This window comes from Nocardia canadensis, assembly GCF_032656385.1.
GTDB lineage: Bacteria > Actinomycetota > Actinomycetes > Mycobacteriales > Mycobacteriaceae > Nocardia > Nocardia canadensis.
In genome coordinates this window covers 211,837-232,821 of sequence record NZ_JAVCWB010000004.1, presented here as the reverse complement: position 1 = coordinate 232,821, position 20,985 = coordinate 211,837, and the positions used below count along the sequence as shown (strand labels likewise).

Here is a 20,985-nt window from a genome sequence, read left to right as displayed (position 1 = left end):
ACTCTAACCGGCGTCGCCGCCCGGAGCCGAACTCGTGTCAGTTCGGCCACCCATTCGTTGACTGGGCAGTAGCCCCGCGTCCATCCGGCGCTGCACGTCCGAGCGCAGCACGAGGATGAACGCCCACACCGCGACGAACACCAGCCCGATGATCCCGATCGACAGGTGGATGAACGTGCCCGCCAGCAGCAGCACCTGCAGGCCGAGGTTGAACGGGATCGCCCACGGCTTCCGCTGCACGCCCGCGCCGAGGATCATCAGCAGCGCGAGCGCCACCAGGTAGGTGCCGGAGAACCAGGTGACCCCGCCGCCGACGTCGGCGACCACCGGCAGCGCCAGCAGCACCACGATGGCCTCGAGGACCAGGGTGCCCGCCATCACCCCGCGCAGACCCTTCCACGGGTCGGTGGCCGGGGGTGGAACCTCACTCGTGCTGCTCATGCCGGAGCCTTTCCGAACAGGGCGCGCGCGGCGCCCGCGGTCACCACCGAGCCCGTGACGACAACGCCTGCGCCCGAGATCACGTCACCGTCGTCGCCGGCCTGCTCGGCCAGGGCGATCGCCGACTCCAGCGCGTCGGGCAGGGTCTCGGCGGTGATCACCCGCTCGTCGCCGAACCGCTGCACGGCCAGGTCGGCGAGCGCGTCGACGTCCATCGCCCGTGGCGAACCGTTGCTGGTGACCACGATCTCGTCGAAGACCGGTTCCAGCGCGTCGAGGATGCCCGCCGCGTCCTTGTCCGCGAGCACGGCGACGACGCCGACCAGCTTGCGGAAGTCGAACTCGGTGGTGAGGGTGTTCGCCAGCGCCGTCGCCCCCGCCGGATTGTGCGCCGCGTCGACGAAGATGGTCGGCGCGTTGCGCATCCGCTCCATCCGGCCCGGGCTGGCCGCGCTCGCGAAGCCCGCGCGCACGGCCTCGATGTCGAGCTGCCGATCCGCGCCCGCGCCGAAGAACGCCTCCACCGCGGCCAGCGCGAGCGAGGCGTTGCGGGCCTGGTGCTCGCCGTGCAGCGGCAGGAAGATCTCGTCGTAGACGCCACCGAGCCCCTGCAGCGTCAGCAGCTGGCCGCCGACCGCGACGGCCCGCTCCAGCACCCGGAACTCCGCGCCCTCGCGGGCGACCGCGGCGTCGGCCTCGACGGCGCGACGCAGCAGCACGTCCATCACCTCGGGCTCCTGCTCGGCGATCACCGCGACGGTGTCGACCGGGATCAGCGCCTCGGGGGCGCGCTTGATGATCCCGGCCTTCTCCCCCGCGATCGAGGCGAGGTCGGGGCCGAGGTACTCGGTGTGGTCCAGGCCGATCGGGGTGATCACCGCGACCTGCCCGTCGATCACATTGGTGGCGTCCCAGGTACCGCCCATGCCGGTCTCCACGACGGCCACGTCGACCGGCGCCTCGGCGAAGGCGGCGAAGGCCATGCCGGTGAGCACCTCGAACTTGCTCATCGCCGGGCCGCCGGCCGCCTCGGACTGCTGGTCGATCATCGCGATGTAGGGCTCGAGCTCGCGGAAGGTCTCCACGTACCGGGCGGGGCTGATCGGCGCGTTGTCGACGCTGATCCGCTCGGTCGCCAGTTGCAGGTGCGGGCTGGTGATCCGGCCGGTGCGCCGGTGCAGCGCGGTGAGCAGGGCATCGATCATCCGGGTCACCGAGGTCTTGCCGTTGGTGCCCGCGACGTGGATCGCCGGATAGTTGCGCTGCGGGTTGCCCAGCAGATCCATCAGCGTGCTGATCCTGGTCAGCGACGGCTCGATCTTGGTCTCGGGCCAGCGCTTGTCCAGCTCGGCCTCGACCAGCGCCATCTCGGCCAGGTCGACGGGCGACGGTCCGGCGCCGAGCGGAGCCCGGCGGTGGTCGTCGGCCTCGTACTGCGGCTCCGGCTCGTCGTTCACTTGCCGCTCAGCTCCGCCAGCCGGGCACCGATGCGCGCGACTTCGGCCGCGGCCACATCCCGACGCCCGGTGATCTTGTCGACGACCTGCTGCGGCGCCTTGGCCAGGAATGCCTCGTTGCCGAGCTTGGCCGTGGTGGTGTCGAGGTCCTTCTGCGCGACCGCGAGGTCCTTCTCCAGCCTGCGGCGCTCGGCGTCGAGGTCGATCGCGCCGGAGGTGTCGAGCTGCACGGTGACCGTCGCGCCGGACAGGCGGACCTGCACCTCGGCGGTGGTGGCGAAATCGTCACCGGGCTCGGTCAGCCGGGCCAGGTTGGCCACCGAGCCGGTGAACTCACCGAGCCCGGCCTCGGCGAGGCCCACCAGCGTGGCCTTCACCTTCTGCTTGTCGGCCAGGCCCTGGTCGCTGCGGAAGCGGCGGATCTCGGTGATCAGGCGCTGCGCGTCGGCGACCCGCTGCGCGGCCACGGTGTCGGTGGCCACGCCGCCGGCAGTCGGCCACGGGGCGACGACCACCGATTCGCCGCCGGTCAGCGCCTTCCACAGGGTCTCGGTGACGAACGGGATCACCGGGTGCAGCAGACGCAGCACCGCGTCGAGCACCGTGCCGAGCACCACCGCGGTGCTCTCGGCGCGGGCGTCGGACTCGGCGAACTGGACCTTGGACAGTTCCAGGTACCAGTCGCACAGCTCGTCCCAGGCGAAGTGGTACAGCGCCTCGCAGGCCTTGCCGAACTCGTAGGCGTCGAAGGCGGCGTCCACTTCAGCGCGCACCTCGTCGAGCCGGTCGACGATCCAGCGGTCGGTGTCGGTCAGCGTCTCGCGCGGCGGCAGCTCACCCGAGCGAGCGCCGTTCATCAGCGCGAATTTGGTGGCGTTGAACAGCTTGGTGACGAAGCTGCGCGAGGCCAGCGCGTGCGGTTCGCCGACCGAGAGGTCACCGCCCGGCTGGGCGCCACGGGCCAGGGTGAAGCGCAACGCGTCGGCGCCGTAGGAGTTGATCCAGTCCAGCGGGTCGATGCCGTTGCCGCGCGACTTCGACATCTTCTTGCCGTGCTGGTCGCGGATCAGGCCGTGCAGGAAGACGTCCTCGAACGGCACCTGCTTCTGCCCGCCCTTGCCGACGGTGAGCGCCGGGTCGTCGCTGACGAACATGCCGAACATCATCATCCGGGCCACCCAGAAGAACAGGATGTCGTAGCCGGTGACGAGCACGCTGGTCGGATAGAACTTCGCCAGCTCCGGGGTGGCCTCGGGCCAGCCCATCGTGGAGAACGGCCACAGGCCCGAGGAGAACCAGGTGTCGAGCACGTCGGGGTCCTGCACCCAGCCCTCGGGCGCTTCCTCATCGGGTCCGAGGCAGACGATCTCGCCTTCGGGGCCGTACCAGATCGGAATGCGATGGCCCCACCACAGCTGCCGCGAGATGCACCAGTCGTGCATGTTGTCGACCCAATCGAACCAGCGCGGTTCCTGGCTGGCGGGGTGGATCTTCACGTCGCCGTCGCGGACGGCGTCGCCCGCGGCCTTGGCCAGCGACTCGACCTTGACCCACCACTGCATGGACAGGCGCGGCTCGATCGGCTCGCCGGAACGCTCGGAGTGGCCGACGCTGTGCACGTAGGGCCGCTTCTCGGCGACCACGCGCCCCTCGGCGGCCAGGCGCTCGCGCACCTTCACGCGGGCCTCGAAGCGGTCCATGCCGTCGAATTCGGTTCCGGTGCCGGTGATCCGGCCGCCCTCGTCCATGATCGTCGGCATCGGCAGGTTGTGCCGCAGGCCCATCTCGAAGTCGTTGGGGTCGTGCGCGGGGGTGATCTTCACCGCGCCGGTGCCGAACTCCGGGTCGACGTAGTCGTCGGCGATGATCGGGATCTGGCTGCCGGTGATCGGGTGGTAGACGGTGGTGCCGATCATCGCGGCGTAGCGCGGATCGTCGGGGTGCACGGCCACGGCGGTGTCACCGAGCATCGTCTCGACCCGGGTGGTGGCCACCACGACGTGCGGTTCGTTGTCGTCGAGCGAGCCGTAGCGCAGCGAGACGAGCTCGCCCTCGACGTCCTTGTAGTCCACCTCGAGATCGGAGATGCCGGTCTTCAGCACCGGCGACCAGTTCACCAGGCGCTCGGCCCGGTAGATCAGCCCCGCGTCGTACATGCGCTTGAAGATGGTGCGGACGGCGCGCGAGAGGCCCTCGTCCATGGTGAACCGGTCGCGGCTCCAGTCGACGCCGTCGCCGAGCGCGCGCATCTGCCACTGGATCGCGCCGCCGGACTCGCGCTTCCAGTCCCACACCTTGTCGATGAACAGCTCGCGGCCGAAGTCCTCTTTGGTCTTGCCGTCGGCGGCGAGCTGCTTCTCCACCACGGTCTGGGTCGCGATGCCCGCGTGGTCCATGCCGGGCAGCCACAGCACCTCGTAGCCCTGCATCCGCTTGCGGCGGGTGAGGGTGTCCATGAGGGTGTGGTCGAGGGCGTGGCCCATGTGCAGGGTGCCGGTGACGTTCGGCGGTGGCAGCACGATCGAGTAGGCGGGCTTGCCGCTGGTCGCGTCGGCGCCGAAGTATCCGGCGGCTACCCAGCCCTCGTACAGGTCGGCCTCTACCTCGCCGGGGTTCCAGCTCTTGGGCAGGGCATCGGCACGATTACGCGAGTTGTCTGGGGCTGCGCTGGTCACCCACCAATCCTAAGGGGCCCCGGCAAAGCTATTGACGCCCCCCGCCACAGCGCGGCACCGCCGAAAAAACAGAGACGGAATCTTCGGTGGATGAGGGACACCGAAGACTCCGTCTACCCCTGTGATACTACCGGCGATTCGGCGTGGCCAGGGGAATCCATAGGCAATTCTCAGTTTCTGGTTGCCGCGCGAGTAACTCTTGTTCCCAGGACCCAACGACACGCGGAAGTCGTTGTGAGCCAAGCTGCTTTGGCGAAGATCGGGGAAATCCCCGATTGCCGAATTGTCCGTTTTACCGGAGTCTGGAGAGGGTGACGCCCCCGCTCGATTCCGCCGCATCTCCCCCGCCCCGCGCCGCGCGCATCCGGACCGTCCGTCCGACCGCGCTGCTCGACCTCCGCGCGGGCGAGGTCGACGAGCTCCAGTACCCCGCTGCCAGCGTCTTGGTCTTCGCCGGTGTGCCCGGCGCGGGCAAATCCACTGCGCTACACCGGTTCTTCGCCGCCGGACCAGAGGCCGAGCAGCCGGTGCGCGCGGCCTCGGGCGCGCTGGTGCTCGATTCCCAGCACACCCGCAACCGGCTCCGGCACCGGCTCGGTCTGCTGCCCTACCCGCTGTGGCGGCCGCTGGTGCACCTCGCGCACTACCGCGCCATTCGCCGCGCGCTGCGCACCGCCGACGGGCCGGTGGCCATCCACGACTGCGCCACCTTCGGCTGGAGCCGCAGGCTGATCGCGCGCTGGGCCCGCGAGGAGCACCGGGAACTGCACATGGTGCTGATCGATGTGCCCGCGACGCAGGCCAGACACGGGCAGATCACCCGGGGCAGACGGGTCAACGGGGTGGCGTTCACCGCGCACTGCCGCCGGTGGGAGCAGCTGATGAGCGCCCTCGGCGCGCGCGGCGACGGCCCGCTCCGCCCGGTCTCGGAACCGCTGGAGTCGGCGTCGGTGGTGATCGTCGACCGCCCGGCCCTCAGCGCGGTCACCCGCGTCACCTTCGACGCCGCCTGAGCCGCCATCCGCCGCCTGTGCCGAGTTGCCGGCCGTCGCCCTGGCGCGCGTCGAGCACCGGTGCGAACAACCCGATCACCCGCGGTCCGGCACGCGCGACGGCGCAGCCCGACCGCGGGTACGCGGCAGACCACGCTGTCAGCACGCGTCCGGGGCAGCAGGGCGGGCCGCGCCTGCCTAGGGAACCAGGACCGTCAGCGCGCCCGGCATCGCCTGCACGGTGACCGGCAGCATCCCGGCCGGCTCACCGTCGGCCGTGGCGTAGCCGCCGTCGGCGCTGACGGTGATTCGGCGCGCGCGGTAGCGCTTGGTCGACGGATGATCGATGCGCTTGCCCGCCGACAGCGCGGGTAGCAGCCGCGCCATCTCGAGCCGGGAGACGGCGCCGACCACCGTGATGTCGAGGTAGCCGTCGTCGGCGAGTGCGTCCGGGCACACCAGCATGCCGCCGCCGTAGGTGCGGGTGTTGCCGATCGGGGCCATCACCGCATCGGTGTGCACGACCGTGTGCTCGCCCTCGGGATTGTCGAGCGCGCCGGGCGCCAGCCCCGACAGCTCGATCGTGAACGGCAGCGTGTAGCCGCGCATCAGCTCGGCCACCGCGGCCACGGTGTAGCGCAGCGGGCCGCGCGGGTAGCGCATCTTGTTGGCGCGCAGGGTGACCCGTGCGTCGAATCCGGTGCCGACGACGGTGGCGAACCAGGTGGGCGTCGCGTACGTCGACTCGATCCGGCCGAGGTCGAGGTGTCGGACCCGGCCGCGCAGCACGATGTCGATGGCCGCCGCCGGATCACCGGTGGGGATACCGAGTTCCCTGGCCAGGTCGTTGCCGGTGCCCGCCGGCACCAGACCCAGTGGCACCGTACTGTGCGCGACCGCGGCCAGCAGCACGTTCATCAGCCCGTCGCCGCCGACGCAGATCACCGCGTCGGGCCTGCGCAGCTCGCTGGTGACGGCCGCTCTGACCTGCTCGACCGATTCGGCCGCGCTGGGCGCCCGCACCTCGGCCACCTCGACGCCCTGGGTCAGCAGCCGCTCCAGCACCGCTTCGGCGACGCCGTCGCCCCGCCCCGCCCCCGAGTACGGGTTCGTGACGACGAGGACCCGCCGCACCGTGAGTTCGCTCACGACTCCACCTCTCGCGAACGCGCGCTGCGCCTACGGTTCACTCGCCAAAGCTCCCTCACGGCACCAGCTTCCCAGGATTGAGCACCCCGGCGGGGTCGAGTTCGCGTTTCACCGCGCGCAGCACGCGAACGCCGAGCTCGCCGACCTCGGACTGCATCCACGGACGGTGATCGGCGCCGACGGCGTGGTGGTGGGTGATGGTGCCGCCCGCGGCGATGATCGCGTCACCGACGGCCGACTTGGCGATCCGCCACTGCGCGATCGGGTCGTCGAGCTGCTTGGCGACGATGGTGAAGTACAGCGAGGCGCCGGTCGGGTAGGTGTGCGAGATGTGGCACATCACCAGGGCGGGGGTGCCCTGCGCGCCGAGCGAGTCCATCAGCGCGCCGGTCACCTTGGTCTTCAGGTTCGACAGGTTGGCCCAGGTGGTCGCGGTCTCCAGGGTCTCGCACAGCACGCCGACGTCGAGCAGCGCGTCGCGCAGGTACGGCGCGGCGAAGCGGCCGTGCTCCCACTGCTGGGCGGGCGCCTCGCCGAGCGCGGTGCCTCCGGCGGCGGCGAGCAGTCCGCTCGCCTCCAGCGCACGAGCCGCGACATGCGCTTCGGTGCCCTCGTAGGTGGTGATGGCCAGGCAGCCCGCGACGGACGCGCCGCCGACGTCACCGGAGCGGGCCAGGTTCAGCCCCGTCTCGGCCTCGTCGGACAGCCGCAGCACGGTCGGCGCGGCGCCGGTCTGCACCAGGGCGCGCAGCGCGGCCGCGCCGGTGGCGAAGTCGGGGAACGACCAGGCCTGATAGGCCGTGGTCTCGGGCACCGGGTGCACGCGCAGCGTGACCGAGGTGATGATGCCGAGGGTGCCCTCGGAGCCGACGAACAGCTCCCGCAGATCCGGCCCGGCCGCCGACGCGGGCGCGCGCCCGAGCTCGACGGTGCCCTGCGGGGTGGCGACGACAAGGCGCTCGACCATGTCGTCGAAGCGGCCGTAGCCCGCCGACGCCTGACCGGACGACCTGGTCGCGGCGAACCCGCCGATGGTGGCGAATTCGAAGCTCTGCGGGAAATGCCCCAGCGACAGTCCGTGCGCGCTCAGCAGCTTCTCGGCCTGCGGGCCGGTGACGCCGGCGCCGAGGGTCGCGAGCCCGCTGACCGGGTCGACGCCGGTGAGGGTGTCGAGCCTGCGCAGATCCAGCGCGATGACGGTGGCGAACTGCCCGCGGACCGGGTCGACGCCGCCGACCACGCTGGTGCCGCCACCGAAGGGAACGACCGCGACGCCGTGCTCGGAGCAGTAGGCCAGCAGCGCGAGGACCTGCGCGTGATCGGCGGGGAAGACGATCGCGTCCGGCGCGTCCTGGGGTTCGGCGGCCCGGCGACGGAGCAGGTCGGGGGTGCTCTTGCCGCCGGCGTGACGCAGCCGGACGACATTCTCGGTGCTGAGATTTTCGTCACCGACGATGGCGGCGATCCCGGCCCGGTCGGTGTCGGTGAGGGTGGTGGGGCGCAGCGGCACGTCGCCCTCGTCGCGACGCGCCACCGGCTCGCCCGAGATGCCGAAAACCTGCGCGAGCAGGCCACGGATCTGCGCCGACAGGGGCTGGTGTCCAGCGGGGACACCCCAGGCGTCCCACACCATACGCGGCGGCAGGGTGGCGGCACCGGGATTTTCGGGTTGCGTCTCGACCATGCGTTACATTCTGACATATAGTGTCAAGCAGTAACCAGTACGATATGTCCTCGAGTCGACATCCGATCGCTGTCGGATGTCACTGCCCCGCCTTCACGACACCGACCCCGCTGGTCCGCTCGATACCCTTGGGCGTTCCAGCTCGACCACGGCGCCGCTTCCGGCGCCGCCGAACACACCGGGGTGAAGCACGATGATCGACATCGCGACCAACGCGGACGAGCAACTCTCGCCCACCGACGTGGCGATCCTCGATGCCACGCGCGCCTGCGTCGTCGATTTCGGTGTCCGTCGCACCACGCTCACCGAGGTGGCGCGCCGCGCCGGGGTGAGCAGGCCGACGGTGTACCGGCGCTGGCCCGACACCGGGTCGCTGATCGCCGAGCTCCTGGTCCGTGAGTTACGCACGATCGTCGGCGAGACCATGCCCGAGATCGGCCTCGGCCGGGATCGGCTGGTGCGCGGCATCGTCGCCGGTGCGGCCGCGATCCGGGCGAACGCGGTGTTCGCCAAGATCTTCCGGACCGACACCGACCTCATGCTCACCTACGTGTTCGGCAGGCTGGGGCGCAACCAGCGCACGCTGATCGAGCTGTTCGCGACCGCGATCCGGCTCGGCCACGACGACGGCTCGATCCGGGCCGGCGACGCCGAGCAGATGGCGACCATGCTGCTGCTCATCACCCAGTCCGCGGTGCAGTCCGCGGGCACGGTGGAACCGCTGCTGGCCGGTGCGCAGTTCGACGCGGAGCTGTCGAGGGCGATCGAGGGTTACCTGCTCCCTCCTCGCGACAAGGACTGTGATGACTCCTGATTCGACGGCCGCTCTGCACGCGACCCGCCGCACCGCCGACCTGACCGCGCTCGGCGATCGACCCGAGGTCGACGTGCTGGTGATCGGCGGCGGCGTCACCGGCGCCGGCGTCGCCCTCGACGCCGCCTCCCGCGGACTGCGCACGCTGCTGGTCGAGCGCACCGACTTCGCGTTCGGCACCAGCCGCTGGAGTTCGAAGCTGGTGCACGGCGGCCTGCGCTACCTGGCGAGCGGGCGGGTCGGCATCGCGCACGAGAGCGCGGTCGAGCGCGGTGTCATGCTGCGTACCACCGCCCCGCACCTGGTGCGCCCGCTCCCCCAGCTGGTGCCGCTGCTGCCCGGCATCACGTTCTCCCAGAGTGCGCTCATCCGCGCGGGTTTCGCCGCCGGTGACGCGCTGCGCGTCGCCGCCCATACCTCCGCCGCCACCCTGCCCCGCTCCCGCCGCGTCGCCGCCGCAGAGGCACTGCGACTGGCCCCGACCGTGCGCCGCGAGGGACTACGTGGCGGGCTACAGGCGTGGGACGGCCAGCTCGTCGACGACGCGCGACTGGTCGTCGCCCTGGCCCGCACCGCGGCCGCCCACGGCGCGACCGTGCTCACCCGGCTGGAAGCCGTGACCGCGACCGGGGATTCGGTCCGGCTGCGCGACACGATCACCGGCGAGACGCTCACCGTGCGGGCCCGCGCGGTGATCAACGCGACCGGGGTGTGGGCGGGCGAGGTCGACCACAGCATCAAACTGCGGCCCAGCCGCGGCACCCACCTGGTGTTCGACGCCGCCGCGTTCGGCGGCCTGAGCGCCGCGCTGACGGTGCCGGTCCCGGGCAGCATCAGCCGTTTCGTCTTCGCGCTGCCCGCCGCGCACGGGCGCGTCTACCTGGGCCTCACCGACGAGGAGGCGCCCGGCCCGATCCCCGACGAGCCGCAGCCCACCGAGTCCGAGATCGACTTCCTGCTCGACACCATCAACACCGCGCTGCGGGAACCGTTGACCCGCGCCGACATCCGTGGCCGCTTCGCCGGGCTGCGCCCGCTGCTCGAGACCGCCGACGACAGCACCGCCGACATCTCCCGCGAGCACGCGGTCCTCACCTCTCCCGACGGCCTGATCACCGTCGTCGGCGGCAAACTCACCACCTACCGGCAGATGGCGCAGGACGCCGTCGACGCCGCCGTCGCCTGTGCCGGGCTGGCCGCGTCACCGTGCCGCACCACCGGGCTCCCGCTGGTCGGTGCGGTCGCGGGCGCGGCCCGCGACCGCATCGACGCGCCCCCGGTCCTCATCGAGCGCTACGGCAGCGAGGCGAGCCGCATCGTCTCGGCCTGGCTGTCCGACCCGTCGCTGCGCGCACCGGTCGCACCCGGAATCGACGTCACCGCCGCCGAATTCGACTTCGCCATCAGCCACGAGGGCGCGCTCACCGTCGACGACCTGCTCGACCGCCGCACCCGCATCGGCCTGGTCCCCGACGACCGTGCCGCCGCGACCCCGGCAGCGGAAGCCGCTTTCGCCAGGGCCGTCGTCGGCAGCTGACCGCGACACCCTGCGCGGCTTCGCGCGGCGGTCCGGGCGAGCGTCAGCCGTAGGTCCAGGTGGCCAGGTCGGCGCGCATGCAGGCGCGGGGCCATTCGTCGAGGCCGTGGGCGATCTCGGCGGCGCGGATGGCTCGTAGCTCCGGGGTCTCGTCGGCGGGCGGGATGTAGGAGAAGCCGAGCCGCTCGTAGTACGGGCCGTTCCACGGGACGTGGGTGAACGTGGTGAGGGTGATCTCGTGCAGCCCACGGTCTTTCGCCCAGCGGACGGCGTGGTCGATCAGGCGTTTGCCGATGCGCAGCCCGGCGTGGGCCGGGTCCACCGAGACCTGGTCCACGTGCGGCTCGCCGTCGACCATGCCGAGCACCAGGTAGCCGATGGCGCGGCCGGTCTCGTCGGGCCAGACCCAGGCGCGTCCGGCGGTGATGTATTCGCGCAGGGTGTCGGCGTGCGGCGGGTCGTCGTCGGCGACCGCGGTCATGCCCACCGCGGCGAACGGGGCGCCCGCGCGCCGCTCGATCTCCTGCAGCACCGGGATCTCGGCTTCGGTCGCGGGCCGGATGGGTCCGCCGCCCGCCTGCGCTCGCGCGGCGATCCCCGGCTGGTCGACGCCGGTCATCGCGCGTCCACCGGGGTGGCGAGGATGCCGTTGAGCATGGCGCGCAAGGCCCACCGGCCACGGGCGTCGCCGTCACCGGCGAGCATCTGCTCGCGCAGCGCGACGATGGTCGGGTAGCGCTCGGCGGGCAGCTCGGCGAAGCGCCTGCCGATCTCGGCGAGGTACTCCGATTCGGTGCCGCCCTGGGTGTTGTAGGCCGCCTGCTCGGCGGCCTCGGCGGTGATGTGCAGGTGGATCAGGTCGACGGCCCAGGTGGCGGTCGCCGGATCGAGGCCGCCTTCGCGCAGCAGGGCGAGCAGCTGTTCGATCAGACCGAGCGCGTGCTCGGTGGTGGGGATCCGGCCGAACGCGACCAGCGCCAGCCCCTCGTGCCTGCCGAGCACCTCGACGGCGGACGCGACGACGGCGGTCAGGCGCTGCCGCCAGTCGCCCTCGGTGGGCGCGGTCACGGTGGACAGGACGTGGTCGAGCATGCCGGTCATCAGGTCGTCGCGATTGGCGACGTAGACGTAGAGCGAGGCGGCGCCGGTGTCGAGCTCCTGGGCGACCCGGCGCATGGTGAGCGCGGCCAGGCCGTCGGTGTCGAGGATGCGCAAACCGGTCTCGATGACGACCTCACGGCTCAACGGGGCTTTCGCCGGTCGGGCCCGGCGGCTGACGGGTGCGGCATTCATGCGCCGATCATACGCGGGCCACGAACGACGTTTGACACGAACATTGTTCGTAATCGCGCACCGTTGGCCGCCCAGACGGCTTCGACAGCCTCGCCCGGTGATCACGACACGACCGAAATCCGCTGCGCCAGTGGTGCACCGGTGCCCGAAACGCCCGTCCACCACCTGCCGGAACACCAGGTGAGGGCCTGCTCGCGCGCTGTTCGGGCACACAACCCTCAACCGCATCCGGCGAGTCGATCTATGCTGGCAAAGGCCAGTCCGACAAGGAGGCATTGATGCGCGCGCATTCGTCTACCGTGGCCATCGTGCCCGGTACCGGGATCGTCGCCCGATTCGGCGACGTCGTCATGTATCTCGCGGGCGAAACCCCGTCCACCGACCGACTACTCGGCGCGGTCGAAACCGTCGCCATGAGCACCGCGGCCTCGGCGCCCGGCGCCGCACTGGCCCAGCGACTGGCCGGTGTCGTCTTCGGCGGCGCGTCCGCCCCGCCGCCGTTCGGCGTCCTCGCCCCGACCGCCGACGGGATGCTGATCCTGTTGCGCGGCGCGGTGATCGCCGAGATCTCCGGCGCCGAAGGCAACCGCCGCCTGGCCGGCGACCGCGCCTTCACCTGGGTCGACGAGATCATCCGCGAACCCGTCCGCCGGATCGCGGTCGGCGCCGAGATGGCCGACCCGACCAGCGCCAATCCCCGCACCGACCTGCGGGCGGGCATCGTCACCGGCAACGGATTCGTGCTCACTCTCGGCCGACGCCGCAATCCGGCACCGCGCCGGATCGAGTCCGTCGACGAGCCGCCACCGACCGAGGCCACCGGATTCCGCGCCCTGCGCACGCACTCGGATCGCACCGAGAACGGCGAGGCCAGGCCGGCGACCGCGGGTTTCGCCACCCCCAGCGCCGAGTCCGGGTTCCCGGGCCCGGCAACCGGTTTCGTGGCCGCCACCGAGACGAGCGGTCCCGACGGCGAAACCGTGAGCACCGGCTCGCGTCCGGTGACCGCCGACGGCGAGACCGTCAGCACCGGTCCGCGCAATTCCCCCGCCGCCAACGCCCCGCTGGCGTGGTCGCAGGCTTTGGACGCGGCGAAGCGGGCCGAGCCCGTCGCGCTGAGCAAGTCCGGGCCGCACCCCACCAGCTCGCGCGGCGCCCTCGTCACCGAGGACGGACTGAGTTACCCCCTGGATCGGCCTTATGTCCTGGGCCGTAATCCCTCGGGCGACGAATCGGTGCGGGCCGCCGCCGCCACTCCCATTCTGATCGAACGCGACCGGCTCGTGTCCCGGGTCCATGCCTTCGTCGCCCCCGACCGTGGCAAGGTGTTCGTCCGGGAAGCCCCCGCCACCTCCGGTACGTTCTTCGCCGCCCCCGACTCCGAACGCTGGTCGCGCGTCGGCACCCTGCCCATCGAGCTGCAGCCGGGCTGGCGCCTGCGGATCAACGATTTCCTGCTGACCTACTGCGTCTGAGAAAGCTCATGCGGCCGAACTGTCCCGACGCCCGTGGCGTGCACGCTGTGCGTCCACGGGCGCCGGTTCGCGATTCGGCTCAGGCCTCGAGGGCGTCGAGCAGCGCCGCGCGCTGGCGAGCGCCGAGGCCGCCGATGCGGCGATCCTCCGGAATCTCGGCCTGATCCATCAGCTTGGCCGCCTTCACCGGGCCGACACCCGGCAGCGCCTTGATCACCGCAGCGACCTTGGTCTTCTTGACCAGGTCGTCGCTGTCGGCCTTCTTGAGCAGATCGGCGACGGTGACCTTGCCCTCCTTCACCTTGCCGATCAGTTCCGAGCGCGCCTTGCGCACGGCAGCCGCTTTGGCCAACGCCTCGGTGCGCTGTTCGGCGGTCATCGTAGGCAGTGCCATGTCTCCTCCGCTTCCACTCGTCACTCGAACATCTGATTGACGGACCGAGTAAACAGCAACCGAACGGCAGCACCAGTCCGACACACCGCGAGGATACGCCGATGAGTTTTGCGTGCTGGGCCCGTCGTAATGGGTGAACGACCTGCAAGACGGACGAAACGGACGAAAGGACGGTCGCCATGGAGCTCTCCCTGACCCAGTTCCTCACCATCGATGGTGTCTACCAAGCGCCGGGCGGGCCGGAGGAGGATACCGTCGACGGCTTCACCCACGGCGGCTGGTCGGCCCCGTTCGCCGACGACGACTTCGGCGTCTTCATGGACTCGGTCTTCGACCGGGTCGACGCGTTCCTGCTGGGCAGGCGCACCTACGACATCTTCGCGGCCTACTGGCCGAAGATCGACGACCCGGACAACCCGGTGGCCACCAAGCTCAACGCCCTGCCGAAATACGTCGCCACGACCACCCGCACCGAGGCGGACTGGGCGGGCACCGAGTTGCTGCACGGCGACATCGTGGCCGCGGTGACGGCGCTCAAGGATCGCCCCGGCCGGGAATTGCAGATGCACGGCAGCGGCGTACTCGCCCAGACCCTGCTCGCGGCCGGTCTCGTCGACACGATGAACCTGCTGACCTTCCCGGTGGTGCTCGGCAGCGGCAAGAGACTGTTCACCGAGACGGTGCGCCCCACCGGGTTCGCCCTCACCGACTCGCGCACCACGTCCACCGGCGTGCTCATCGCGAGCTACCGCGCCGACGGGGCCCCGAAGTACGGCGACTTCTCCGCCGGATGATCCACGTAACACCGCGCCCAGCTGCGACGAAACATCAGCAGAAGCACAAAACGGGACCAAGGTTCAACGGCGAACCACGGAGGATCAACGAAGCTCCTCGACCCGGGCGCGACCGGTCACCGGTCGTCACCGTCTCCCCGTGCGAGTGCGGTAACAGCTACACAGTTGTGCGCCAGACGTTTCCGGCATCGGCGGGTCGGCGAGAAATGCGGCCCGCGGTTGTGCTCTCCCCCGCTCTATGCGCAAGAATGACGCGACCCGGCGAACCCTTTGCTTACTGGAGTTGCGATGCGCGAGGAACACCCGCTCGATGACGAGGTCGTTGCGTTGCCTGTCCGGGTCGAACGGGCCAGGCGGCGCATCGCCTACCAGTCCGATCCGGCCCTGACCGACGCCCTGTCCGAGGACGAGCTCCGCGCCGAGCGCGAGCTGGCCGAGAAGATCCGCACCTACGAGCGCGACCAGCGCTGGAAGCAGATCAAGGCCGCCTCCACCCACGCCGACCGGCTGCGCGAGACCACCGCCGAGATGGAGCGGGCCGAGATGGCGGACGTGATGCTGGCCCGCAAGGCCATCGCCGCCCAGCGCCGCGAATCCAACCCGCGTGCCCGGCTGGCCTCGCTCTACCAGCACCGCACCTGGTCGTTGCGCGCGTTGGCCGGCGTGGTCATCGCCGGCATGCTGTGGTCGGCGGTGAACGTCCAGCACAACATCGCCCCCGGCGGGCCGAGCGACCCGCTCTACTGGGCCAGCTTCGGCCTGGAGGCCATGATCAGCGTCTGCCTGGTCATCATCATGATCGGCACGACCCGCGTCGCCGAGTGGGGCGTGATGGGCAACCGGACCCAGGTCCTGGTCGCCGAGCTGTTCCTGCTCTCGCTCACCATCGCCCTCAACACCTACCCCCACCTGAGCGCCAAGCACTGGTACGACGCCGCCGTGCATGCCGTGGCCCCCGTCATGATCGGCGTGGCCCTGATGATCCACAACGCCGCCAGCGCTCGCTACAGCACCGCCATCGCTCGCGCCTCCGCCGAAATACCCACCGACGACGCCGAGGACCTCCTCTCCGCGGCCCCCGCCTTCCGCGAGAGCTAGTCACCACACGAGAGCGGGCCCGTACTCCTCACCGGAGTACGGGCCCGCTCTCGTGTGCCTGTGTGGGCGCTACGCCGACTTCTCGCGGCGCTCGGTGCGCTGGGTCTTGCGGGGGACGATCGTCGGAAGGACGTTCTCGGTGACGGTGTCGGCGTTGACGACCACCTTGGCGACGTCGTCGCGGCCCGGGATGTCGTACATCACCGGGAGCAGGACTTCCTCCATGATGGCGCGCAGACCACGAGCGCCGGTGCCACGCAGAATCGCCTGGTCGGCGACCGCTTCGAGGGCGTCGGTGGTGAACTCCAGGTCGACGCCATCCATCTCGAAGAGGCGCACATACTGCTTGACCAGCGCGTTCTTCGGCTCCGAGAGGATCTTGACCAGCGATTCCTTGTCCAGGTTGGTCACCGAGGCGACGACCGGCAGGCGGCCGATGAACTCGGGGATCAGACCGAACTTGATCAGGTCCTCGGGCATCACGTCGGCGAAGTGGTCGTCGGTGTCGACCTCGGCCTTGGAACGGACCTCGGCGCCGAAGCCGATGCCACGGTGGCCGGTGCGGTCGGAGATGATCTTCTCCAGGCCCGCGAACGCGCCCGCCACGATGAACAGCACGTTGGTGGTGTCGATCTGGATGAACTCCTGGTGCGGGTGCTTGCGACCGCCCTGCGGCGGCACACTCGCCTGGGTGCCCTCCAGGATCTTCAGCAGCGCCTGCTGCACACCCTCGCCGGACACATCGCGGGTGATCGACGGGTTCTCGCTCTTGCGGGCGATCTTGTCGACCTCGTCGATGTAGATGATGCCGGTCTCGGCGCGCTTGACGTCGTAGTCGGCGGCCTGGATCAGCTTCAGCAGGATGTTCTCGACATCCTCGCCCACGTAGCCCGCCTCGGTGAGCGCGGTGGCGTCGGCGATGGCGAACGGCACGTTCAGCATCTTCGCCAGCGTCTGCGCGAGGTAGGTCTTACCGCAGCCGGTGGGGCCGAGCATCAGAATGTTCGACTTGGCCAGCTCGACGGTCTCGCCGCGGCTGTCGCGGCCCTTGTCGCCGGCCTGAATGCGCTTGTAGTGGTTGTAGACCGCCACCGCGAGCGTGCGCTTGGCCGTGTCCTGGCCGATGACGTAGTTCTCCAGGAAATCCCGGATCTCCGAGGGCTTGGGCAGCTCGTCGAGCTTGACCTCGCTCGACTCGGCCAGCTCTTCTTCGATGATCTCGTTGCAGAGGTCGATGCACTCGTCGCAGATATAGACCCCGGGGCCCGCAATGAGCTTCTTGACCTGCTTCTGGCTCTTTCCGCAGAACGAGCACTTGAGCAGATCGCCGCCGTCTCCGATGCGCGCCATCTCGTAGGTCCCTACTTCCTTGTCCGAGTGCGACCGTCGTCCCCCGATTGGGCCGGAAATACGTTTCGGTGCCGTCAATCAGAGCAATGGTCCCTGAGTCGACCGTACCTGGTGTGCGCGAGAGAGGTCGACAACTCGCGCATGTTTCTGTGAAGCGTTGTGCGGGTTCTCACCATTGTGAGGCCCACGGTCGAAAAATGGTGGGCCCGCCGCCCAGATCGGGCGACGGGCCCGGGCGTGTCACTTCTGCCCGCTGAGCTTCCGGTAGTCGAAGACCTGGTCGACGATGCCGTATTCCTTGGCTTCCTCGGCGGTCAGGATCTTGTCGCGGTCGGTGTCCTTGCGGACCTGCTCCTCGGACTTGCCGGTGTGGCGCGAGATGGTGACTTCCATCAGGCGCCGCATGCGCTCGATCTCGGCCGCGGCGATCTCGAGGTCGGACACCTGGCCCTGCACGCCGCCCGAGGACGGCTGGTGGATCAGGATGCGCGCGTTGGGCAGCGCGGCGCGCTTGCCGGGGGCACCGGCGGCCAGCAGCACCGCAGCGGCCGAGGCGGCCTGACCCAGGCAGACCGTCACCACGTCGGGGCGGACGTACTGCATGGTGTCGTAGATCGCCATCAGCGCGGTGAACGAGCCGCCGGGCGAGTTGATGTACATGGTGATGTCGCGGTCGGGGTCCTGGGACTCCAGCACCAGCAGCTGCGCCATGATGTCGTTCGCCGACACGTCGTCGACCTGGTTGCCCAGGAAGATGATGCGCTCTTCGAAGAGCTTGTTGTACGGGTCCGACGTCTTGACACCGAACGAGGTCTGCTCGGTGAACTGCGGCAGGATGTAGCGCGCCTGCGGGAGGCCCGCAGCGGAGCCGCCATGTCCGGCGCGCGGGTCGAAGAGGTTGGCCATCTTTATCTCCAAGCTTGTCTCGAGTGAGGGGGGACGGCGGCGTTACTTCGCCTGGTTCGCGTGGGTGACCACGTGGTCGATGAAGCCGTATTCGAGGGCTTCCTTCGCCGTGAACCAGCGGTCGCGGTCCGCGTCCTCGGTCACCTGCTCCACCGACTTGCCGGTGTGCAGCGACTGCAGCTCGTTGAGCTCGCGCTTGGTGTGGGCGAACTGCTCGGCCATGATCGCGATGTCGGCCGCCGAACCACCGATGCCTGCCGACGGCTGGTGCATCATGATCCGGGTGTGCGGCAGCGCGAAACGCTTGCCCTTGGTGCCCGCGGTCAGCAGGAACTGCCCCATCGACGCGGCCAGACCCATCGCGACGGTCTTGATGTCGCACTCGGCGAACTGCATCGTGTCGTAGATGGCCATACCCGCGGTGACCGAGCCACCCGGGGAGTTGATGTAGAGCGAGATGTCCTTGGTCGGGTCCTCGGCCGAGAGCAGCAGGATCTGCGCGCACAGCTTGTTCGCGATGTCATCGTCGACCTGGGTGCCGAGGAAGATGATGCGCTCGCGCAGCAGCCGCTCGTACACCGAATCACTGAGGTTGAGACCAGCAGTAGCGGCTGTCATGACCCCTGCCTGGTTGATTGTCACGGATACCTGCCTTCTCTTCTCACCGATTGCTACGGCCATACGGTTCGTCGTCACAAACAGTAACGAAGCAGGGCGGCACCGAACTCCCGGTACCGCCCTTCTTCGCTCACAGCGCAATCCAAGCACCCTCGGTGGGGTACCGGTCACACCGGCATCACAAAACTTATTCGGCGGCGGCCTCGACCTGCTCGGTCTCGGCGGAATCCGCAGGGTCACCGAACATTTCGGTGGTGTCGACCACGTTGCCCTCGGAGTCGGTGACCTTCACCTGGCCGACGACACCGGCCAGCGCCTTGCCGCGACGGACGTCGGCGAACACCGCGCCGAGCTGACCGGCCTGCTGCACCTGCTGGATGAACTGCTCCGGCGACATGCCGTAACGCTGGGCCTGGAACAGGATTCGCTCGGTCAGCTCCTGCTGGCCGACCTGGGTGTTCTCGGCCTCGGCGATGGCATCGAGCAGCAGCTGGGTCTTGACCGACTTCTCGGCGGCTTCCTGGGTGTCCTTGTCGAACTCCTCGCGAGAGGAGCCCTGCGCCTCGAGCGCCTCGGCCAGCTTGGCCTCGTCGTGGTCGAAGCCGTGGACGGCGTCGTGCAGCACCGCGTCGACCTCGGCCTTGACGACGGCCTCGGGCAGCGGAACCTCGACGGTCTCGAGCAGGGTGTCGAGCACCTTGTCGCGGATCTGACCGGCCTGCTCGACCTTCTTGACGCGCTCGACGCGGCCCTTCAGGTCTTCCTTGAGCTCGTCGATGGTGTCGAACTCGCTGGCCAGCTGGGCGAACTCGTCGTCGGCCTCGGGCAGCTCGCGCTCCTTCACCGACTGCACGGTGACGGTGATGACGGCTTCCTTACCGGCGTGCTCGCCGGCGACCAGGGTGGAGGTGAACTCCTTCGACTCGCCGGCCGACAGACCGGTGATCGCCTCGTCGAGGCCCTCGATCAGCTGACCCGAACCGACCTCGTGCGACAGACCGGTGGTGGCCGCCTCCGGGACGTCCTCGCCGTCGACGGTGGCCGACAGGTCGATCGAGACGAAGTCGCCGTCCTGCACGGCGCGCTCGACACCGGTCAGGGTGCCGAAGCGCTGACGCAGCGAGGTGAGCTGCTGCTCGATGTCGGCGTCCTCGATGGTGAACGCGTCGACGGTGACCTCGAGGCCCGAGTAGTCCGGCAGCGCGATCTCGGGGCGCACGTCGACCTCGGCGGTGAACGCCAGCTCTTCGCCGTCCTCGATCTTGGTGATCTCGATCTCGGGCTGGCCGATGACCTTGACCTCGGCGGACTGCACGGCCTCGGCGTAGCGACCCGGCAGCGCGTCGTTGACGACCTGCTCCAGCACGGCGCCACGGCCGACGCGGGTCTCGATCAGCTTGGCCGGAGCCTTGCCCGGACGGAAGCCGGGGATGCGGACCTGCTGGGCCAGCGCCTTGTACGCCTTGTCGAAGTCGGGCTTCAGCTCCTCGAAGGGCACCTCGACGTTGATCCGGACCCGGGTCGGGCTCAGCTGCTCGACGGTGCTCTTCACGGACATGCTCCTTGGTTCGTAGTTCAGTGGTGTCCCCGCATGGGACGTCGCACCCTGACCGGGTGCGGCGCACGCATCCCGACCAGGGTAGTTGACCGCCTTCGCGGTCGTGCAATCGGCGGTTGTTTGGGCGGCGGCTAGCGGCCGACCTGCACCGCGTCGGTGACGAAGACCAGGGTCTCGTTCGGCGCGACGCCGTTGCCGCCCGCGCCGTAGCCGAGGTTCGGCGGCACGATCAGCAGCCGGCGCGCGCCCTGCTGCACACCGAGCAGGCCCTGGTCCCAGCCCTCGATGACCTGGCCGGCGCCGAGGGTCAGCTGGAACGGCTTGCCGCGCTTGAACGAGCTGTCCAGGGTCTGCTTGTCCGACCAGGTGACCAGCGCGTAGTTCATGGTCAGCGGCTGACCCGCGACCGCGCCGGGACCGTTGCCCGCGACCAGGTCCTTGACGATCAGCGTCGTGGGCGGGTCACAGGAGTCGGGGATGGTGATCTCCGGCGCGTCGCCGTAGCCACCGCTGACCTCGATGTCGTCGGCGGTGCATTCGCGGCCCTTGCTCGCCGTGGACTGGCCGGCGGGGGTGCTGCTGCTCGGCGAGCTCGCCGAATCCGAGTCCGAGCCGCAGGCCGCTGTCGCGATCGCGGCGGCCGCGACGAGTCCGATGCCGATGATCCTGCCGAGAGAATGCATGGCCCGCACAGTAATAGACCGCGTGTACGGCGCCGGGTACCGGCACGGCGGTAGGCTCGGCGGTGCG

19 protein-coding genes are annotated in these 20,985 nt (G+C 69.9%); 6 read left to right on the top strand and 13 right to left on the bottom strand.

Annotated elements, in window-relative coordinates; all coding sequences use genetic code 11:
* Window positions 1-3: 3 nt before the first annotated feature.
* The 3 genes from Q7X29_RS09885 to Q7X29_RS09875 are packed head-to-tail and all read right to left on the bottom strand — an operon-like array spanning window position 4 to window position 4,573.
* Window positions 4-441 (bottom strand): DUF4233 domain-containing protein, encoded by a 438-nt coding sequence (locus tag Q7X29_RS09885; protein WP_218721468.1) that lies wholly within the window; start codon window positions 439-441, stop codon window positions 4-6.
* Entirely contained in the window at window positions 438-1,898 is a 1,461-nt protein-coding gene (folC, locus tag Q7X29_RS09880; protein ID WP_449411939.1) for a bifunctional tetrahydrofolate synthase/dihydrofolate synthase, read from the bottom strand. Before folC ends, Q7X29_RS09885 begins: the two co-directional genes overlap by 4 nt.
* Complete coding sequence (locus tag Q7X29_RS09875) at window positions 1,895-4,573, bottom strand: valine--tRNA ligase (RefSeq protein ID WP_218721469.1); 2,679 nt, start codon at window positions 4,571-4,573, stop codon at window positions 1,895-1,897. Before Q7X29_RS09875 ends, folC begins: the two co-directional genes overlap by 4 nt.
* A 311-nt stretch (window positions 4,574-4,884) precedes the next feature.
* On the opposite strand from Q7X29_RS09875, the gene Q7X29_RS09870 reads away from it, so the two are divergent.
* Window positions 4,885-5,586: an AAA family ATPase gene (locus Q7X29_RS09870; protein WP_308248662.1), complete on the top strand. Its 702-nt coding sequence runs from the start codon at window positions 4,885-4,887 to the stop codon at window positions 5,584-5,586.
* Window positions 5,587-5,763: 177 nt separating this feature from the next.
* On the opposite strand, the gene Q7X29_RS09865 is transcribed toward Q7X29_RS09870, so the two are convergent.
* Both Q7X29_RS09865 and Q7X29_RS09860 read right to left on the bottom strand, forming a co-directional pair.
* On the bottom strand, window positions 5,764-6,714 hold the full coding sequence (locus tag Q7X29_RS09865) for a YegS/Rv2252/BmrU family lipid kinase (protein ID WP_316573869.1): 951 nt from the start codon (window positions 6,712-6,714) through the stop codon (window positions 5,764-5,766).
* A gap of 55 nt (window positions 6,715-6,769) precedes the next feature.
* Window positions 6,770-8,398, bottom strand: a complete 1,629-nt coding sequence (locus Q7X29_RS09860; RefSeq protein ID WP_218721470.1) for an FAD-binding oxidoreductase — start codon at window positions 8,396-8,398, stop codon at window positions 6,770-6,772.
* Between the two features lie 193 nt (window positions 8,399-8,591).
* Between Q7X29_RS09860 and Q7X29_RS09855 the strand changes: the two genes are divergently transcribed.
* Window positions 8,592-9,212 (top strand): TetR/AcrR family transcriptional regulator, encoded by a 621-nt coding sequence (locus Q7X29_RS09855; protein ID WP_316573868.1) that lies wholly within the window; start codon window positions 8,592-8,594, stop codon window positions 9,210-9,212.
* Complete coding sequence (locus tag Q7X29_RS09850; protein ID WP_316573867.1) at window positions 9,202-10,749, top strand: glycerol-3-phosphate dehydrogenase/oxidase; 1,548 nt, start codon at window positions 9,202-9,204, stop codon at window positions 10,747-10,749. The genes Q7X29_RS09855 and Q7X29_RS09850 overlap by 11 nt, the downstream gene beginning before the upstream one ends.
* A gap of 43 nt (window positions 10,750-10,792) precedes the next feature.
* Here the strand turns inward: Q7X29_RS09850 and Q7X29_RS09845 are convergent, their stop codons facing one another.
* On the bottom strand, window positions 10,793-11,368 hold the full coding sequence (locus Q7X29_RS09845; protein WP_218721473.1) for a GNAT family N-acetyltransferase: 576 nt from the start codon (window positions 11,366-11,368) through the stop codon (window positions 10,793-10,795).
* Window positions 11,365-12,042: a TetR/AcrR family transcriptional regulator gene (locus tag Q7X29_RS09840; RefSeq protein WP_316573866.1), complete on the bottom strand. Its 678-nt coding sequence runs from the start codon at window positions 12,040-12,042 to the stop codon at window positions 11,365-11,367. Before Q7X29_RS09840 ends, Q7X29_RS09845 begins: the two co-directional genes overlap by 4 nt.
* Window positions 12,043-12,320: 278 nt before the next feature.
* On the opposite strand from Q7X29_RS09840, the gene Q7X29_RS09835 reads away from it, so the two are divergent.
* Window positions 12,321-13,517 (top strand): FHA domain-containing protein, encoded by a 1,197-nt coding sequence (locus Q7X29_RS09835; protein WP_218721475.1) that lies wholly within the window; start codon window positions 12,321-12,323, stop codon window positions 13,515-13,517.
* Window positions 13,518-13,596: 79 nt separating this feature from the next.
* Here the strand turns inward: Q7X29_RS09835 and mihF are convergent, their stop codons facing one another.
* Window positions 13,597-13,911, bottom strand: a complete 315-nt coding sequence (gene mihF / locus Q7X29_RS09830) for an integration host factor, actinobacterial type (RefSeq protein WP_019045768.1) — start codon at window positions 13,909-13,911, stop codon at window positions 13,597-13,599.
* Between the two features lie 179 nt (window positions 13,912-14,090).
* Between mihF and Q7X29_RS09825 the strand changes: the two genes are divergently transcribed.
* Window positions 14,091-14,705 carry a dihydrofolate reductase family protein gene (locus Q7X29_RS09825; protein WP_316573865.1) on the top strand — a complete coding sequence of 205 codons (615 nt, stop codon included), beginning with the start codon at window positions 14,091-14,093 and terminating at the stop codon, window positions 14,703-14,705.
* 288 nt (window positions 14,706-14,993) lie between these two features.
* Window positions 14,994-15,803, top strand: a complete 810-nt coding sequence (locus Q7X29_RS09820; protein WP_218721477.1) for a hypothetical protein — start codon at window positions 14,994-14,996, stop codon at window positions 15,801-15,803.
* A gap of 69 nt (window positions 15,804-15,872) precedes the next feature.
* Here Q7X29_RS09820 and clpX read toward each other — a convergent pair whose 3' ends face one another.
* The 5 genes from clpX to Q7X29_RS09795 all read right to left on the bottom strand — a co-directional run bounded on the left by clpX (window position 15,873) and on the right by Q7X29_RS09795 (window position 20,918).
* On the bottom strand, window positions 15,873-17,153 hold the full coding sequence (gene clpX / locus Q7X29_RS09815) for an ATP-dependent Clp protease ATP-binding subunit ClpX (protein WP_218721478.1): 1,281 nt from the start codon (window positions 17,151-17,153) through the stop codon (window positions 15,873-15,875).
* 240 nt (window positions 17,154-17,393) lie between these two features.
* Entirely contained in the window at window positions 17,394-18,059 is a 666-nt protein-coding gene (locus tag Q7X29_RS09810) for an ATP-dependent Clp protease proteolytic subunit (protein WP_218721479.1), read from the bottom strand.
* A 42-nt stretch (window positions 18,060-18,101) separates the two neighbouring features.
* Complete coding sequence (locus Q7X29_RS09805; protein WP_030202569.1) at window positions 18,102-18,677, bottom strand: ATP-dependent Clp protease proteolytic subunit; 576 nt, start codon at window positions 18,675-18,677, stop codon at window positions 18,102-18,104.
* Window positions 18,678-18,864: 187 nt separating this feature from the next.
* Window positions 18,865-20,229, bottom strand: coding sequence for a trigger factor (gene tig, locus Q7X29_RS09800; RefSeq protein WP_218721480.1), 1,365 nt, complete (start codon window positions 20,227-20,229; stop codon window positions 18,865-18,867).
* A 137-nt stretch (window positions 20,230-20,366) separates the two neighbouring features.
* Window positions 20,367-20,918 (bottom strand): FKBP-type peptidyl-prolyl cis-trans isomerase, encoded by a 552-nt coding sequence (locus Q7X29_RS09795; protein ID WP_316573864.1) that lies wholly within the window; start codon window positions 20,916-20,918, stop codon window positions 20,367-20,369.
* Between the last annotated feature and the right edge of the window lie 67 nt (window positions 20,919-20,985).

Excerpts from the sequence above, each read along its gene's own strand:
- Q7X29_RS09885 (WP_218721468.1), bottom strand. The coding sequence starts at position 441 with ATGAGCAGCACGAGTGAGGTTCCACCCCCGGCCACCGACCCGTGGAAG.
- Q7X29_RS09860 (WP_218721470.1), bottom strand. The coding sequence starts at position 8,398 with ATGGTCGAGACGCAACCCGAAAATCCCGGTGCCGCCACCCTGCCGCCG.
- Q7X29_RS09855 (WP_316573868.1), top strand. The coding sequence starts at position 8,592 with ATGATCGACATCGCGACCAACGCGGACGAGCAACTCTCGCCCACCGAC.
- Q7X29_RS09850 (WP_316573867.1), top strand. The coding sequence starts at position 9,202 with ATGACTCCTGATTCGACGGCCGCTCTGCACGCGACCCGCCGCACCGCC.
- Q7X29_RS09845 (WP_218721473.1), bottom strand. The coding sequence starts at position 11,368 with ATGACCGGCGTCGACCAGCCGGGGATCGCCGCGCGAGCGCAGGCGGGC.
- Q7X29_RS09840 (WP_316573866.1), bottom strand. The coding sequence starts at position 12,042 with ATGAATGCCGCACCCGTCAGCCGCCGGGCCCGACCGGCGAAAGCCCCG.
- Q7X29_RS09835 (WP_218721475.1), top strand. The coding sequence starts at position 12,321 with ATGCGCGCGCATTCGTCTACCGTGGCCATCGTGCCCGGTACCGGGATC.
- mihF (WP_019045768.1), bottom strand. The coding sequence starts at position 13,911 with ATGGCACTGCCTACGATGACCGCCGAACAGCGCACCGAGGCGTTGGCC.
- Q7X29_RS09825 (WP_316573865.1), top strand. The coding sequence starts at position 14,091 with ATGGAGCTCTCCCTGACCCAGTTCCTCACCATCGATGGTGTCTACCAA.
- Q7X29_RS09820 (WP_218721477.1), top strand. The coding sequence starts at position 14,994 with ATGCGCGAGGAACACCCGCTCGATGACGAGGTCGTTGCGTTGCCTGTC.
- clpX (WP_218721478.1), bottom strand. The coding sequence starts at position 17,153 with ATGGCGCGCATCGGAGACGGCGGCGATCTGCTCAAGTGCTCGTTCTGC.
- Q7X29_RS09810 (WP_218721479.1), bottom strand. The coding sequence starts at position 18,059 with ATGGCCAACCTCTTCGACCCGCGCGCCGGACATGGCGGCTCCGCTGCG.
- Q7X29_RS09805 (WP_030202569.1), bottom strand. The coding sequence starts at position 18,677 with ATGACAGCCGCTACTGCTGGTCTCAACCTCAGTGATTCGGTGTACGAG.
- Q7X29_RS09795 (WP_316573864.1), bottom strand. The coding sequence starts at position 20,918 with ATGCATTCTCTCGGCAGGATCATCGGCATCGGACTCGTCGCGGCCGCC.